At 55.2% G+C, this 15,051-nt stretch carries 14 protein-coding genes; 5 read left to right on the top strand and 9 right to left on the bottom strand.

Annotated features, from left to right (window positions below; genetic code table 11):
- Positions 1 to 32: 32 nt before the first annotated feature.
- The gene (locus ACILP4_RS04670) at positions 33 to 1,730 is read right to left on the bottom strand and encodes a class I adenylate-forming enzyme family protein (protein ID WP_395619589.1); all 1,698 of its coding nucleotides are present in this window, start codon (positions 1,728 to 1,730) and stop codon (positions 33 to 35) included.
- 75 nt (positions 1,731 to 1,805) lie between these two features.
- Between ACILP4_RS04670 and lgt the strand changes: the two genes are divergently transcribed.
- Positions 1,806 to 2,672 (top strand): prolipoprotein diacylglyceryl transferase, encoded by an 867-nt coding sequence (gene lgt, locus ACILP4_RS04665; protein WP_395619588.1) that lies wholly within the window; start codon positions 1,806 to 1,808, stop codon positions 2,670 to 2,672.
- Entirely contained in the window at positions 2,662 to 3,720 is a 1,059-nt protein-coding gene (locus tag ACILP4_RS04660) for a class I SAM-dependent methyltransferase (RefSeq protein WP_395619587.1), read from the top strand. Before lgt ends, ACILP4_RS04660 begins: the two co-directional genes overlap by 11 nt.
- Here ACILP4_RS04660 and ACILP4_RS04655 read toward each other — a convergent pair.
- From ACILP4_RS04655 to ACILP4_RS04640, 4 genes are read right to left on the bottom strand one after another with little or no spacing between them, the layout of a single operon-like run.
- Positions 3,717 to 4,313, bottom strand: a complete 597-nt coding sequence (locus ACILP4_RS04655) for an ABC-type transport auxiliary lipoprotein family protein (protein ID WP_395619586.1) — start codon at positions 4,311 to 4,313, stop codon at positions 3,717 to 3,719. The genes ACILP4_RS04660 and ACILP4_RS04655 overlap by 4 nt on opposite strands.
- Entirely contained in the window at positions 4,310 to 5,290 is a 981-nt protein-coding gene (locus ACILP4_RS04650) for an MlaD family protein (protein ID WP_395619585.1), read from the bottom strand. Before ACILP4_RS04650 ends, ACILP4_RS04655 begins: the two co-directional genes overlap by 4 nt.
- Before the next feature lie 9 nt (positions 5,291 to 5,299).
- Positions 5,300 to 6,121 carry an ABC transporter ATP-binding protein gene (locus ACILP4_RS04645; protein WP_395619584.1) on the bottom strand — a complete coding sequence of 274 codons (822 nt, stop codon included), beginning with the start codon at positions 6,119 to 6,121 and terminating at the stop codon, positions 5,300 to 5,302.
- 3 nt (positions 6,122 to 6,124) lie between these two features.
- Positions 6,125 to 7,234, bottom strand: a complete 1,110-nt coding sequence (locus ACILP4_RS04640) for an MlaE family lipid ABC transporter permease subunit (protein ID WP_395619583.1) — start codon at positions 7,232 to 7,234, stop codon at positions 6,125 to 6,127.
- 75 nt (positions 7,235 to 7,309) lie between these two features.
- Between ACILP4_RS04640 and ACILP4_RS04635 the strand changes: the two genes are divergently transcribed.
- Positions 7,310 to 8,011: an HAD family hydrolase gene (locus tag ACILP4_RS04635; RefSeq protein ID WP_395619582.1), complete on the top strand. Its 702-nt coding sequence runs from the start codon at positions 7,310 to 7,312 to the stop codon at positions 8,009 to 8,011.
- An 8-nt stretch (positions 8,012 to 8,019) separates the two neighbouring features.
- Here the strand turns inward: ACILP4_RS04635 and ACILP4_RS04630 are convergent, their stop codons facing one another.
- Both ACILP4_RS04630 and pgeF read right to left on the bottom strand, forming a co-directional pair.
- Positions 8,020 to 9,429, bottom strand: coding sequence for an SLC13 family permease (locus ACILP4_RS04630; protein WP_395619581.1), 1,410 nt, complete (start codon positions 9,427 to 9,429; stop codon positions 8,020 to 8,022).
- Positions 9,426 to 10,190 (bottom strand): peptidoglycan editing factor PgeF, encoded by a 765-nt coding sequence (pgeF, locus tag ACILP4_RS04625; RefSeq protein WP_395619580.1) that lies wholly within the window; start codon positions 10,188 to 10,190, stop codon positions 9,426 to 9,428. The genes ACILP4_RS04630 and pgeF overlap by 4 nt, the downstream gene beginning before the upstream one ends.
- Before the next feature lie 90 nt (positions 10,191 to 10,280).
- Here pgeF and ACILP4_RS04620 point away from each other — a divergent pair, with 90 nt between their 5' ends.
- Complete coding sequence (locus ACILP4_RS04620; RefSeq protein WP_395619579.1) at positions 10,281 to 11,129, top strand: SDR family oxidoreductase; 849 nt, start codon at positions 10,281 to 10,283, stop codon at positions 11,127 to 11,129.
- On the opposite strand, the gene ACILP4_RS04615 is transcribed toward ACILP4_RS04620, so the two are convergent.
- Together ACILP4_RS04615 and ACILP4_RS04610 are read right to left on the bottom strand one after the other, a co-directional pair.
- On the bottom strand, positions 11,039 to 11,971 hold the full coding sequence (locus ACILP4_RS04615; RefSeq protein WP_395619578.1) for a DMT family transporter: 933 nt from the start codon (positions 11,969 to 11,971) through the stop codon (positions 11,039 to 11,041). The genes ACILP4_RS04620 and ACILP4_RS04615 overlap by 91 nt on opposite strands.
- Positions 11,968 to 12,984, bottom strand: a complete 1,017-nt coding sequence (locus ACILP4_RS04610; RefSeq protein WP_395619577.1) for a threonine aldolase family protein — start codon at positions 12,982 to 12,984, stop codon at positions 11,968 to 11,970. Before ACILP4_RS04610 ends, ACILP4_RS04615 begins: the two co-directional genes overlap by 4 nt.
- A gap of 273 nt (positions 12,985 to 13,257) precedes the next feature.
- Here ACILP4_RS04610 and crtI point away from each other — a divergent pair, with 273 nt between their 5' ends.
- Positions 13,258 to 14,865 carry a phytoene desaturase family protein gene (gene crtI, locus ACILP4_RS04605; RefSeq protein WP_395619576.1) on the top strand — a complete coding sequence of 536 codons (1,608 nt, stop codon included), beginning with the start codon at positions 13,258 to 13,260 and terminating at the stop codon, positions 14,863 to 14,865.
- Positions 14,866 to 15,051: the final 186 nt, after the last annotated feature.

The raw sequence follows: 15,051 nt of genomic DNA, 5'->3' as shown, positions 1-15,051 counted from the left end.
GACCTTAGTCGCGATCCGGCATCATGTCAGTATTAAGCAGATATCTTGGCATTATATTCGCGTCGCAGCGTCACCCGGTCGATTTTCTGTGTCCCCAGACGGGGAAGTGGTTCGGCCACTTGCCAGAAATGTACAGGAATTTTGTATGGTGCAAGACGGGGTGCCAAAAACGCTTTCAATTCATCCGCGGTTAGCGTGACGCCTTCCTTTGTCTGATAGACAATGCCCGGAACCTCACCATATTTGTCATCAGCGATACCAAAGACAGACAATTCGACTATCGAGTCATGTTCATAGGCCGCAGCTTCGACCTCTGGGCAACTGATATTCTCGCCGCCCCGGATGATGATATCTTTCTTTCGATCGACGATAAACAAATAGCCATCTTCGTCGAGATAGCCGATGTCGCCGGTCCGGAAAAATCCATCGGCGGTGAAGGCATCACGCGTGGCATCTTCGTTATTCCAATAGCCATTGAAATTGGCAATCGTCCGAATGCCCACTTCGCCGCGTTCACCCTGCGGCAATACATTGCCATCATCGTCCAGCATTTGGACCTCGACAAGTGGCTTGGTCGCAGGGCCCGTGCTGGTTGGCTTTTCTAGATAATTGTCGGTGAAATTGCCGCAGCCAACGCCGTTGGTTTCAGTAAGGCCGTAGCCCAATAATGGATAACCCCAGCTCATTTCCTTGCGGATTTTTTTGACATGCTCGACAGGGCGTGGCGCGCCGCCGGCGGCAAATGCGGTGCAGCTTGTTAAATCATATTTGTGTCGGGCCGGGTGCGTTGCAAGCTCAATGCTCATCAACGGAACGCCCACGAAATATGTGATGCGTTCTTTTTCGATAATCCGCATCGCTTCTTCTGCGTCCCATTTGGGCATCAAAACGAGCTTGCGGCCAATGGCGAAGCTTTGCAGCACCAAAGGTATCGACGCAGTAACGTGGAACAAGGGCACATTGACGAGCGCTGAAGGCTGGGCCGGCATCGACTGGCCACTGGCGGACATAAGCTCAAAAAAGACAAGCGTTTGACCGACATAGCTCATTGCGCCTTGGACGACAGCGCGATGGTCTGACACCGCACCCTTCGACTGTCCGGTTGATCCAGAGGTGTATAAAATCGTCGCGTTATCGAGTGGATCGATGGTTGGCAGCGCTGTCGCCGCGCCGCCACCCTTAGCGGTCATCACCGATAAGCCATCCAAGGGTTTGGAATCATGGTTGATGATGAGCAGTTCACACCCACCAATATCTTGTCCAGCCATCCGCGCGGCACGCTGTTCATCGGCGAGAACAAAGCGGCAGCCAACCATGCGAATGCCTTCTGCCAATTCTCCACCTTGCCACCAGCCATTGAGCAACGTTGCAACGCCGCCGGCCATCACAATCGCCATATAGGCAACGATCCAATTGGCGGAATTACGCGCCGCAATGCCGACGCGCTCACCCTTTTGCAGCTTGTAGCCTTCTACAAGACCACCAGCCAAAGCGCGCGCCGCACCATAGGTTTCTGCGAAACTTAAGCGGATATCGCCATCGACCAAAAATTCCTTGTCCGCATGGGTCGCACAGAAAAATGCGAAATAGTCGGCCATGTTACCCGGTGCTTTGGCGAAAACGGGCATTTGAACACCGTTTTTCTCGGCATAGGTAACGGCTAAGGGTCCATCATCGGCCATGAGCCGGTTAATGGTGGCATCGATTGCAAGGTCCAACTGCGACGGCATGTGATTCTCTCCTAAACTCTTTGTGCGACTTCTATTTGGCTCTATAGGAATGTCAAAAGATCCTGAGGAAATATTGTGTCATTCGAGATTATTTCAACCGCTGCCGGTTTTATTCAGTTTACGGGCCTTGGCGTAGGTCCCGTTGCGCTCGATTTGGGCTTCTTCCAAATCCGTTGGTATTCGCTTGGATATTTGGTCGGCATCTTGCTCGGCTATTGGATGTTGTTGAAATTGCTCGCACGTCCCGGTGCGCCCATGTCACGCGAGCAAGCCGATGACATAATCTTATATACCACCTTAGGTATTATTTTGGGTGGACGGATTGGGTATATTTTATTCTACCAACCCTCCATTTTGCAGAATCCTATGGACATCTTCAAACTTTGGGAAGGCGGGATGTCATTCCATGGCGGCGCGATTGGTATCATATTTTCGATCTGGCTTTTGGCGCGCAAGCATAAGCTCTCTTTCTTGCGGGTCTGCGATTATGTTGCCTGCGTCGTGCCTTTTGGGATATTTCTCGTCCGCCTGGCGAACTTTGTGAATGATGAACTTTGGGGCCGCGTCACCGACGTGCCATGGGCGATTGTGTTTCCCAATGGCGGTGATTTGCCGCGCCATCCAAGCCAGCTGTATGAAGCTGTGTTTGAAGGGCTGTTGATGGCCGCAATATTGTGGCCATTATTCTGGAAAACCACTGCGCGGTATCGGCCCGGGCTCCTGACAGGTATGGCGGCAATCATTTATGGCACAGCCCGTTTTTCCATCGAGTTTGTCAGGGAACCTGACCTACAGTTGCAGTGGCTGGTGGAAACAAGCGGCCTGACCATGGGGCAGTGGCTCACCGCTCCGATGATATTGGTTGGACTGTTCTTGGTATTCACCGCAGGTGCCCGCAAGCAGCGCGCCGAGGCCATGTCCGGCAGTAATAGTGTCACCTGACAGCGCGCAAGTTGCAGTCCGTCTAGCGCAGCAGATAGAGGCATCAGGACCCATCAGCGTTGCCGAATATATGCGTGTGGCCAACACCGCATATTATGGTCGCGCTGACCCGCTGGGCGCAGAAGGTGATTTCATCACTGCGCCAGAAATCAGCCAGATGTTTGGCGAGATGGTGGGCATTTGGTTGAGCGATATCTGGTTACGCCATCGTCCGGCCACTTGCCATTATGTGGAGCTTGGCCCTGGCCGGGGAACTTTGGCAGCAGACGCGCTCAGAACAATGAAGCGTTTTGGATGGGAACCATCGGTCCATTTCGTGGAAAACAGCCCGGCATTACGCGCCAAGCAGTTGCAGGCAGTGCCAGACGCGACATTCCATGACAATCTGGATAGTCTTCCGACCGATGCGCCTTTGTGCATTGTGGCAAACGAGTTTTTCGACGCCTTACCGGTTCGACAGATGGTTGCGACACAATCTGGCTGGCGGGAACGGGTCGTTGTGCGGGATAGTGAATCGGGTTTTGCGGCTGTGCCCGGCGCGTCCTCGGCTGATGACCTCATTCCCGCACATTTTCGCACGGCCGCCATGGGCAGTATTTATGAAATCTGTCCTGATGCATCGTCGATCATGCAGCAGCTTTCGGCACGGCTGGTAAAGCAGGGCGGGGTGATGTTGGTCATCGACTATGGCTATACACAGCCTGCGTTGGGCAACACGTTACAAGCGGTCCAGAGCCACAATTATGCCGACCCGTTTACCAATCCGGGACAGCTGGATTTGACGGCGCATGTCGACTTTTTTGAATTGGCGACCTGCGCGAAAAATAGTGGTCTTTTGACGGCTGGACCAAGTGACCAAGGTGCATGGCTTTTGGGTCTGGGCATTGAGCAGCGTGCGCAACATTTGGCTGCGTCCAACCCCGACAGAGCTGCAGACATAAACGCGGCGCGTCAACGGCTGGTAGAGCCTGACGCCATGGGGGCCTTATTCAAGACATTGGCCGCTTATGCCCAAGGTTGGCCGCAGCCGGAGGGTTTCGGTCTTTAGCCTACCCAGTCGGCGATCTGACCCGCAACGTCGTTTGCGGCGGCATTTAACGCCGCGCCTGCCGATACGGGTGCAATCGCGGATACGGGACGGCGCGCCTCAAACCGGCGCTTTTCGGTCGCACTTCCGCGAATGATTTTGACCGCGTCATAGACGACTACAGCTTCGCTCGTTTCCGCATCGATGCCAAATTCTAGCAGGCTTCCCGATAAAAAGCGCACGGCCTTGCCGCCTGCGTCGGCTTCGTTCAGCACTAAGTTCCCGCTCTTTGCCGAAACGGTTTCGACGAGTAAGCTCTGCATCAAACGGGCGGGTTTATCCGCCCAAAATGCGTCTTTGAGATAGGCAATGCTGCTGGGATCAATCTGCACTGGCACCCGATTATGATCCAGCTTGCGCGGGACTTGTGGCATCTGGATTACCAATATGTCTTTCGCTGTCGCTGTTCGCGCGACACCGGCTGCCACGGTATTGTCAGCTGTCAGGACGAGCATGGAGACTGGCGCCTTACCACCGAAGCTTACGCACGCGCCAAGGGCCATGATGAGAGGTAACGCACATAAGCGCGATCCGGAGATTTTGCTGAACATCATTTTGGGTTCCTGCTGCCGGGTTTATAATCGGGTAAGGCGGGCGCGCCGACGACACTGCTTATGCCGCCTTGATCCACTTTCTCGGTCACCGACTTTAACGATGTCGACAGGTCTCTCAAGTCGCGGGCCAGTTGCGTCACTTCAGGCAAAGTCTGGGAATTTAAAGTTTCAATCGCCGGATTCGCATTGTTCAAAGTAGTTTCCAAAGCAGCCAGACTGCCATTTGCGGATCGCAGCGTTTTGCGCAATTCATCCAGCATCGGGCGACCGTCGCTGTCGAGTAGCTTATTGGTCGCGCCTGCCATTTTGGTAATCTCATCCGCAGCCAGACCTGCCTTTTGCAAGGCAATGCGCGATTCCTGTATGGCTGCACGCAAGTCGGGTCCTTGCGTTGCCAATGATCCCGAAAGGCTTTCCACATTGTCCAAAATCTGTTCGATGGACTGTTGATTCTTGTCGGACAATATGTTGGTCAGCCGTTCAGTCAAAGTCGACAGCCGTTCCAAAAGCAAAGGCGCGTTATTGAGCAGCTCACCCAAAGCGCCGGGCTTTGTCGGAATGACAGGCACGCCTGTCGGGCATGCGGTCTGCGGTTTCACTTTAGGGCAATCCAGTGCAGGTGCGTCTTTAACCGCACCATCCAGCTGAATCTCCGAGACACCGGTGAAACCAACACCATTGATTGTCGCAGTCGTACCCAAAAGTATGGGCACCGTATCCTTGATACTGATGCGCACCCGAACGAATTCTGGATCGGGCTCCCATAATTCGATGCTTTCAATTTGGCCCACTGGAACGCCAGAAAAGGATACGCCCGAGCCCTTGGCCAAGCCATTGACCGATTGTTGAAAGAATATGTCATATTCTTTTCTGTCGCCGTCACTTGTCCGCGAAAGCCAAACGGTGAAGGCCGCCAGCAGCGTGATAAGAAGAAGCGTGACAGCGCCCACCATCACATAATTGGATTTGGTTTCCATCTTAATGCCTTATGACCTTCCTAGCTGCTGCGTCTTTGCACGGGCGGAATCGCCTTGGTCGCTGTGACCGCGCCGTGCCGCGCGACCGCGTGGGCCGCTGAAATAATCGTTGATCCACGGGTGGTCGATAGCCAGTAATTCTTCAATCGCACCGATGGCTATAACTTTCCGATCGGCCAAAACGGCCACGCGGTCACAAATGGAATAGAGCGTATCCAAATCATGCGTAATCAAAAAGACGGTTAGTCCAAGCGTCTCTTTCAAATCGCGTGTTAGATTGTCGAATTTGGCGGCGCCAATGGGGTCAAGTCCAGCGGTCGGTTCATCCAGAAACAACAATTCCGGATCCATCGCCAATGCCCGTGCCACACCCGCACGCTTGCGCATTCCACCCGATAGCTCGGATGGATATTTATGCGCCGCTTCTGGCGGAAGGCCGCTTAAGAATATTTTGTAGCGGGCGATTTCGTCGAGCAGCTCTTGACTGAAATCCGGATAAAATTCGCGCAAGGGCACCTGCACATTTTCCGCGACGGTTAAGGTCGAAAACAATGCGCCACCCTGAAACAAGACGCCCCAGCGTCGCCGGACGTCGGTAGCTTGATCTTCTTCCTTGCCAATCATGCCTTCATCAAAGACGCGGATTTCGCCTGAATCGGGTTTTTGTAAGCCGATGATTGACCGCATGAGCACGGATTTACCTGTGCCAGAACCGCCAACGACGCCCAATATCTCGCCGCGGCGCACTTCGATGTTGAGATCCTGATGGATGACTTGGTCGCCAAAGCTGTTGCACAGGCCAGTCACGGAGATGATGTTGGGTGCGTTCATCGCTTAATCCCAACCAATTTCGCTAAAGAACACGGCAAAAAATGCGTCGAGAACGATAACGAGGAAAATGGCCTGCACCACCGCTGCAGTTGTTCTTAACCCGACTTGTTCGGCATTGCCTTTCACCTGCATCCCCTGAAAGCAGCCCGCCATAGCGATGATTGCGCCGAAGACCGGTGCCTTGATCATGCCAACCCAAAAGTCAGTCATTGGCGTTACTTCGCGCAGTCGCTGCACAAAGGTCGCCGGGGGTATGTCCAAGACAATCCAGCACAATAATCCGCCGCCAATGATGGACATTAACGAAGCGAAAATACCCAGCAATGGCATCATGACCACCGCGGCGATTACGCGCGGCACGACCAATGCTTCTACAGGGACAACGCCGATTGTGCGCATGGCGTCAATTTCTTCGGTAATCTTCATCGTCCCGATCTGTGCGGCAAAGGCAGATCCAGACCGCCCAGCGACCATGATCGCAGTCATCAATATGCCGAGTTCACGCAGTGTAAGCCGTCCAATCAGGTTGATGGTAAAAACCTCCGCACCAAATTGGCGCAGCTGCACCGCGCCTTGTTGCGCAATGACGATGCCGATGAGGAAGCTCATCAGACCGACAATGCCCAATGCACGGACACCCACCATATCGAAATGCTGAACCACCGCGTGCCAGCGAAAGCGGCGCGGGTTCATAAGTAAATTGAAGAACGCTTTGACCACCTGCCCGACAAAGCCCAGAAATTGCAAAAACGTCGTTACACCGACGACAACAGCGCCGCCTATTTCGGCCAAAAAATGATATAGCGACGAAATAGGTGGTTTGGCGACGACTTCGTCTTGATCGACACCGCGCACAGCATCAATCAGGCGGCTGGCGTCATTTGCGCCGCCGGTGATTTGGGCATCATGCTCTTTAGCGGTCCGATGGACGAGCCAAGCGCCAACGGTGTCCATATGGGTGATGCCGGAAATGTCGATTTCAGAAACGGGACCGCTAATGTCGCGCAAACTGCCGTCTAGTGCACCAATGGACGCAATGACAAAGTCACCGGACAGCCGGAGAAGTTGCCCGCTGGGCAGATCTTCAACAGTGAAATCGGCAGAGTTAGCCATAGCACTATAATTGGCCTATTATGGGGACTATCACAAGCCTGTAGACTTCTTCGGTAAAGTTATGCCTTTAAGATCATGATGACGAAATCCAAAACGATCCTGCTCGCCATATATGATATGGATAAGACAATCACGCGGCGCGCAACCTATAATGGGTTCCTCCTGCATATGGCGTTGAACAAGTCACCGTGGCGATTGTTGCTTGCACCGTTTTTGCCGGTTGGTTTGGCTCTATATGCGCTGAAAATTTGGGACCGCTCGCGGCTGAAGCAGTTTTCGCAAATTCTGCTGATCGGCAGACGTGTTCCTCGGGCGCATTTCGCCAAATATCTGGAAAGCCATGCGGATCTGGTCGTTGGCAAAAACGTCTATCCGCAATTGCTGGCGCGCGTGGCGGAGGAGAAAGCGGCTGGCTATCGCCATATCATGGCGACTGCCTCTTATCGTTTATATGTGGAGGCGATTGCCAAACGGCTTGGCTTTGATGATGTCATTGCAACAGACTTATCGACCGACAGCAGCGGCCATGTGCTGGCGCGGATTGACGGGCATAATTGTTATGATGCGGCCAAGCTGGAGCTGGTGAAGGGCTGGATGGACCGACACGGCCTTGAGCGCGCCAATTGTCATATCCGTGCGTATTCCGACCATGTCTCTGACGCGCCATTGCTGAATTTTGCCGATGAACCTTTCGCCACCAATCCGCATGGCCCGCTGGCGCGTCTGGCGGAGACAAAGGGCTGGCCCATCGTCGATTGGCGCTTGGCAGAAAATTGATCCTAAATTTATAGCACCCAAAGCGCACCCACGAGCCATACCGCTCCTACAATGAGAGGAATGCCCGCGAGGTCGAGATAAAATCCCGCCTTCACCATTTTGGGCAGGGCGATATGCCCGCTGGCCCATGCAATGGCATTTGGCCCCGTGCCGGATGGCATCATGAAACCCCAGCTGGCCGCCATGGAGGCAGCCATCGCCATCAACCATGGATCCGCGCCCGTTGCTGCCACGAGGCCAGCCACCACGGGTAGCACACCGCTGGCGGTTGCGACGTTGCTCGCAAACTCAGTGATTAATATGACTAAAGCAGTCAGCGCCAATGCGATGATGATGGGATGTACGACTGACAAAGGCTCTAATGCCTCACCAAGCCACGCTGCCAGCCCGGACTGCGTGATGCCGGCAGCGAGCGCCAAGCCACCACCAAACATCATGATCACTCCCCAAGGCGCTCTGTCCGCCTCCTGCCAGGTCAGCAACGGGCGACCTGTGCCATCGGGTATCAGGAACAATAACAGTGAACCCGCAATCGCAATGCTGCCGTCGGTAATCCCACCCTTGGGCAAAAGCGGTTCCAACAAAGGTTGGCCAATCCACATAAAGATGACCAAAAGAAATATTGGAACGAGCCGTTTTTCCGCAACGGACATAGGCCGCGCCTTGCCAATGGCCGCGCGCGCGGTATCGACGTCAAAACTGCTAGCGGTTACGTTCTGAACCCGCATAAGGATGAACGCGCATAACGGCACACCGATAATCACCACGGGCAGGCCGTAGAGCATCCATGTCAGAAAGTTGATCTCGATGCCCAATTGCTTTTCCACGAGCGCGGCTGCAATCGCGTTGGTCGGCGAACCAACAAGCGTCCCAAGTCCACCAATCGACGCGGCAAAGGCCACACCCATGATAAGCGCGCCAGCCAGCCCGTCGGTTTCTCCAGGTTTGGTTCCGCCTGCGGCAAGCACTGCGATTGCGATCGGCACCATGATGAGCGCGATGGACGTGTTAGACATCACCATGCTGAGCAATGCGGTTGAACCCATGAACGCGATCATCAGGCCCGTGACACTATGTCCTGATTTTCCCAATATGGCGAGTGCGACGCGGCGGTGCATGCCCGTACGTTCAATGGTGAGCGCCAGAAATGCGCCACCAAGAATGAGAAACAGGATAGGTGAATAATATTCCTTCGCGACATCCTGCGCGGTCATAATATTCATCAGCGGTAGCGCCAGAAACGGCAGCAATGCCGTCACCGTTAACGGCAAGGCTTGCGTCATCCAATATGTCGCCATCAAGATGGTGAGCGCGGCGACGTGCCACGCAGATGGTTCCATACCTGTTGGCGCAGGCAAAAACAGCATGACGGCAAAGACGATAAGACCGCCCCAAAAACCGATCCTTTCCACCTTCATGGGTGCAGTCCAATCAGGGAAAGTTGGCGGCCATATCCGGGCTCACCTAAATGGCAGCTGCGCCGGTAACTGAAAAAGCGGTCGGGCTGGCTATAGGTGTCTTCACCTAGACATGCGACCGTCCGGATACCCGCCGCCGCCAATCGCGCCGCGACATAGCCTTCAATATCAAATTGATAATGGCCTGCTTTACCATCTGCAAAGTATCGTTCATTTTGCGCGGCCTGCGCGACGAAGTTACGGAAAAATCCTTCGTCCACTTCATAGCTTTTTTGCGCAATGCAGGGGCCAATGGCGCAGCTTATGCGACTTGCCTGCGCGCCAAGTTTTTCCATCGCGGCTATGGTGTTTTCCAGCACGCCATTTATCGCGCCTTTCCAGCCTGCATGCGCCGCGCCGATGACTCCGGCCTCGGTGTCTGCAAATAAGACGGGGACACAATCGGCGGTTACTATGCCCAAAAGCACATTGGGTTGATCCGTCACCATAGCGTCGCCGCGCGGCGGATCATCTTGCGAAATAGCATTGTCGACCTGCACAACATCGGCAGAATGAAACTGATAGACGCGCGCAAGCATAGCGCCAGGCAGGACCGACTGCACGCCCAGTAAACGATTTTCAATGACGGATTCCCGCGTATCTTCAGAACCCAGCCCGACGTTTAGTCCGGCATAGATTCCCGTCGAAATCCCGCCCTTTCGTCCCAAAAAGCCATGGGCGACTGTGCGCAGCACGCCTGATTGGATTACCTCAACTGCCATGCCTTGCGCCTCCTCCCGCCGCCTCTATTCGCAACTGCGGCGCTTGACGGCAAGCCATTAGATTGCGAACCAGAATATATGCAGAGACACATGCTGATATTTGGAATGGGCTACACCGCCACTCGCCTTGCCGCCACCTTGCGCGCTGATGGCTGGTTGGTCACGGGCACAAGGCGGATGAGCGGCGGCAATGCCATTGCCTTTGACGATGAAGTGGCGGTGCTGACCGCGATGGAGACCGCGACGCATATTTTGTCGAGCGTCCCGCCCATGAGCGAGGGCGGCGATCCGGTGCTTTTGAAATATGGCGCGGCCATTGCGGCGCGCGCCGATTTATGGATTGGCTATCTGTCCTCCACCGGGGTCTATGGCGATACGGGCGGCGCGTGGGTCGACGAAAGCGCCGCGGTGGGTGAGGGACGCCGGACCGCGCGGGCCGAAGCCGACCTTGCGTGGCAGGCCTTGCGCCAAGATGTCCATGTCTTCCGCTTGCCCGGTATTTACGGCCCCGGCAGATCGGCGCTGGAGCGGGTGGCAGAAGGTAAGGCGCACCGCATCGACATGCCCGATCAGATTTTCAGCCGCGTACATGTGGACGACATCGTCGATGCAGTCATGGCCGCCTTCAATGGCCCCGCGGGTGTTTACAATATCGCCGATGACATGCCCGCGCCGCAAAATGACGTGATCGAATATGCCTGCGACCTGCTGCATCGCGATTGGCCGCCTTTAATGTCACTCGAGGCGGCTGGACTGTCACCTATGGCGCGTGGATTTTATGCCGAAAACCGCCGCGTAGCGAATAAAAAGGCGAAGCGCTTACTAAACTGGTTACCGCGATATGCCGATTACCGGCTGGGCTTAGGCGTCTGCATCGCGACGACCAAGCCAAGCATCGCCAACGCGCCGCCCGCCAGCGCCAACGTGGACCAGACATAGCCTTCGAATATTGTCGACAGGATCATTGCGACCACGGGAATGACGACGCCCGTATACGCCGCCTTGCCGGGGCCAATGTCGCGGATCAGGCGGAAATAGAGCGGGAAGGTGACGACCGTTCCAATGATGCTGAGATAAAAAACACCGCCGATATAGCCGGGACGCATGTCGATAATGGGGGGACCAGCCGTGATGAAGGCATATATGCTGTTGCCAATGCTGCCCCACAACATCGACCATGCTAATATCGTGATCGTTGGAAAACGCGCAATCTTTGGCGTGACCTGCAGGACGTTAGACACAGATACCGTCGCCACCGAACATAACACCAGAAATAGCCCAAAGAGCACATCTGCTCCGCCCATTGGCGCAGCGCGATATTCCTGTAACATCAACAACCCGACCCCGACGCTGGCAATTGCGGAGCCCCATTTGAACGCCCCGCTGATGGGGCGTCCCAACCAATATTTGGCCAACACGGCGTTGGGCACAATCAACAAGGCGAACACCACCGCGACAAGGCCCGATGTCACATAATGTTCGGCGGTATAGACAAAGTTAAAGTTCACCCCGAATTGCAACAGGCCAAGCAACATCGTCCAACCGACCATCGCCCGGTCAATTTTCAGCGATTGCCGCATGACAAGCGCCAAGAGGAACATGCCGATCGCGGAAAGGATGAAACGATAGGCCACCGACCAAGTTGTCGGCACCGTGCCCAATTGATCGCGGATCACCAGCCAGGTTGACCCCCAAATCAACGACGTCACCATGAAGGGTATCCACACCCGTGGCTCCAGAAAGCTGAGCTCTTCGGCGGGTTCAGTTTTTGCTATGTTCATAGGGCTGATATTGCCTTTGCCAGAGGGGCGACGTCGGTTTCTGTATGCTGCCAACTTGTAACCAAGCGCGCCGCGCCCCAATGATCGTCCACCACGCCCCAGTCATAAAAGTCAAAGCCCTGCGCCCGTAACGCCGCCGCCTCGGCAGGCATGAGCCGCAGGAACACCTCATTGGCTTGCACAGGGTATAACAAGCGTTCACCCGCGGCCTGCGCAATGACCATCGCCGCTGTATTGGCGGACCGCGCATTGTGCAGCCATAGATCATCCTGCAGCATGGCGAGCAATTGCACCGCCAAGAACCGGCCCTTGGATTGCAAATGCCCCGCGCGTTTGCGGCGATAGCGCGCGGCATCGGCCAGAGCGGGATCAAAATAGACCAAGGCCTCGGCCCCCATGCCGCCATTTTTGACAAAGCCGAAGCTTAAGATATCGACGCCTGCATTGACCGTGATATCGGCTGGCGCGCATCCCACATGCGCCACCGCATTGGCAAAACGCGCGCCGTCCATATGCAGGCCAAGCCCGCGTTCGCGGCACAGGGCCCCCAGCGCCGCGACCTCGGCTGGGGTGTAGACCATGCCATATTCGGTGGCGTTGGTAATCGACACAGCGGCGGCCTGCACCTGATGCACATCGTTGCGAATGGCGTCGAGCGTAGAGGTGACGGTCGCGGGCGTTATCTTCGCGCCGTCGCCATCGACCAACATCAACTTCGCGCCCGCGGTGTAGAAACCCGGTGCGCCGCATTCATCAACCTCAATATGTGCCTCTTTATGGCAGATAATGCCCTGATGCGGTTGCACGAGTGAGGCCAGCGCAAGGCAATTCGCACTGGTGCCTGTTGCCACCCACAGAACCGCGGCATCGCGGCCAAAGAGTTCCGAAAACGCCGCATCCAACCGCGTGCTATATTGGTCACCGTCATAAGCGGTGTCGATATGGTTCGCATCGGCCATGGCTTGCATGACAGCAGGATGCACCGGGGCGGCATTGTCAGAAAAGAAACGCATAAGCGTCCGCATGACGGGAAACCGATGGCGGCGTCAAGGGTTAAGGGGCGGGCGCTGTATATTCAATCAACCCATCGTCCGTCGCCCCAGCGCAGGCTGGGGCCTATCGCGCCTGTCGATCCCCCCAAACACATGTGATGGGCACCAGCCCCCACTGGTACGACGGGGTTTTGCGCGGTGACGGGTTGCCTCCAACCAAACCTAGGATAACATCTAGGTTGTTGCGCGGCGCTTTAGGCAGTAGCAGCGTTGCCATAAGGGGTGTTCCACAAAATGTTGCGACGTAAAGCAGTTGTCATTGGTGCAGGTATTGGCGGCATAGCATGCGCCATGCGGTTACAAAGCCTGGGCTTTGACACCGAAATATTGGAGGCATTGGATGCCCCCGGTGGCCGCGCATATGTCCGCAAGGCCGATGGCTTTGTCTTTGACATGGGGCCAACGGTTCTAACTGTCCCGCATTTCATTGAGGAATTGTTTAGCCTGCAGCAAGACCATGCCATGTTGGGAGAGCCGGACTTTCCAGCCCATGTTCTGGACGAAGATAACCGCGTCCGCGAAGGCATTTCGGGCGGCCCGAATACCAGCAAATATGTCGAGATTATCCCGATACTCCCCTTTTACCGCATCTATTTCGATGACGGCACATTTTTTGATTATGATGGCGATCCTGTCAGCACGCGCGAACAGATACAGCAGTTGGCGCCCGAGGATCTTGCGGGATATGAAGCCTTTCACGAGCAAGCCCGCGCGATATTCCAACGTGGATTTTTGACGCTGGGCTATACCTATTTCGGCAGCCTTGGGTCGATGTTGCGCGTGGTGCCTGACTTGCTGAAGCTTGGCGCGGTGCGGTCGCTGTTCGGCATGGTCAGCAAATATTTCAAGTCAGACAAAATGCGTCAGGTGTTCAGCTTTGAACCTTTGCTGGTTGGCGGCAACCCGATGAAGGTGCCGGCGATTTATGCGATGATCCATTTCGTCGAAAAAACCTGGGGCATTCATTATGCCAAAGGCGGCACCGGCGCTTTGGTGGCGGGGTTGGTCAAAAAGTTTGAAGACATGGGCGGGCGGCTGCGGTTGCATGCACCCGTGCAGCGCATATTGGTCGAAGACGGCGTTGCCAAAGGCGTCGAGCTTGTAAGCGGTGAAAAAATTGCTGCCGATGTTGTGGTGTCGAACGCGGATTATGCCACGACTTATCTCAAGCTGGTCGATAAGGCGCATAGGCGCATTAACCGAGATGCTTTGGTGAAATTCCGTAAGCAATCCATGTCGTTGATGGTGATTTATTTCGGTTATGAACGCCGCGACAATGACCCCGATTTGCGCCACCATAACATCATATTGGGCCCCCGCTACGAAGCGTTGCTAGATGAGATTTTTGAGCAGAAGGTCATGAGCCCGGACTTCTCGCAATATCTGCACATCCCGACGCTGACCGATCCCAGCATGGCGCCTGCGGGGCATCATGCGGCCTATACGCTTATCCCCGTGCCCAATAACGCCAGCGGCATCGACTGGGACGTCGAGGGGCCCAAGCTGAGCGCGCGGGTGCTGAGCTTCTTAGAAGAACGTGGCTATATTCCCGATCTTGCCGCGCGATTGAAGCATATGAGTTTCATCACGCCGGATTATTTTGCCGAAACTTTGGGTTCCTATCTGGGCAATGGCTTTGGCGTCGAACCCGTGTTGACCCAGACCGCTTTCTTCCGCCCGCACAATAAGTCGGAAGATGTGCACAATCTCTATCTCGTCGGCCAAGGCACACAGCCAGGGGGCGGCACGCCGTCGGTTATGATGTCGGCTAAAATGACCGCCCGTGAGATTGCCCGCGACCTGGGCGTGGATGCATCCATCGTAAATGGCGTGCCAGGTTAACGGGAAAATCATCGCCCGAAGGCAATATTTGCAAATCGCTAGAGATATGTGAGAAATCCTGGTGCGTGGTGCAGTCTGGTAGGAACGGGTCTCTGGTCAGACCTTCCCTGATACATGGGATTTTTCAGGGAATATTGCAATTCTGGGCGCCAGAATTGCTGCTGATCCTGTTAGGGAATGAAGGTT

The organism is Sphingorhabdus sp., assembly GCF_044239045.1.
Lineage (GTDB): Bacteria > Pseudomonadota > Alphaproteobacteria > Sphingomonadales > Sphingomonadaceae > Sphingorhabdus_B.
This window is presented reverse-complemented; position numbering and strand designations above follow the sequence as displayed.

Coding starts and splice junctions, on each gene's coding strand:
- ACILP4_RS04670 (WP_395619589.1), bottom strand. CDS start 1,730: ATGCCGTCGCAGTTGGACCTTGCAATCGATGCCACCATTAACCGGCTC.
- ACILP4_RS04655 (WP_395619586.1), bottom strand. CDS start 4,313: ATGATGTTCAGCAAAATCTCCGGATCGCGCTTATGTGCGTTACCTCTC.
- ACILP4_RS04650 (WP_395619585.1), bottom strand. CDS start 5,290: ATGGAAACCAAATCCAATTATGTGATGGTGGGCGCTGTCACGCTTCTT.
- ACILP4_RS04645 (WP_395619584.1), bottom strand. CDS start 6,121: ATGAACGCACCCAACATCATCTCCGTGACTGGCCTGTGCAACAGCTTT.
- ACILP4_RS04640 (WP_395619583.1), bottom strand. CDS start 7,234: ATGGCTAACTCTGCCGATTTCACTGTTGAAGATCTGCCCAGCGGGCAA.
- ACILP4_RS04635 (WP_395619582.1), top strand. CDS start 7,310: ATGATGACGAAATCCAAAACGATCCTGCTCGCCATATATGATATGGAT.
- ACILP4_RS04630 (WP_395619581.1), bottom strand. CDS start 9,429: ATGAAGGTGGAAAGGATCGGTTTTTGGGGCGGTCTTATCGTCTTTGCC.
- pgeF (WP_395619580.1), bottom strand. CDS start 10,190: ATGGCAGTTGAGGTAATCCAATCAGGCGTGCTGCGCACAGTCGCCCAT.
- ACILP4_RS04620 (WP_395619579.1), top strand. CDS start 10,281: ATGCTGATATTTGGAATGGGCTACACCGCCACTCGCCTTGCCGCCACC.
- ACILP4_RS04615 (WP_395619578.1), bottom strand. CDS start 11,971: ATGAACATAGCAAAAACTGAACCCGCCGAAGAGCTCAGCTTTCTGGAG.
- ACILP4_RS04610 (WP_395619577.1), bottom strand. CDS start 12,984: ATGCGTTTCTTTTCTGACAATGCCGCCCCGGTGCATCCTGCTGTCATG.
- crtI (WP_395619576.1), top strand. CDS start 13,258: ATGTTGCGACGTAAAGCAGTTGTCATTGGTGCAGGTATTGGCGGCATA.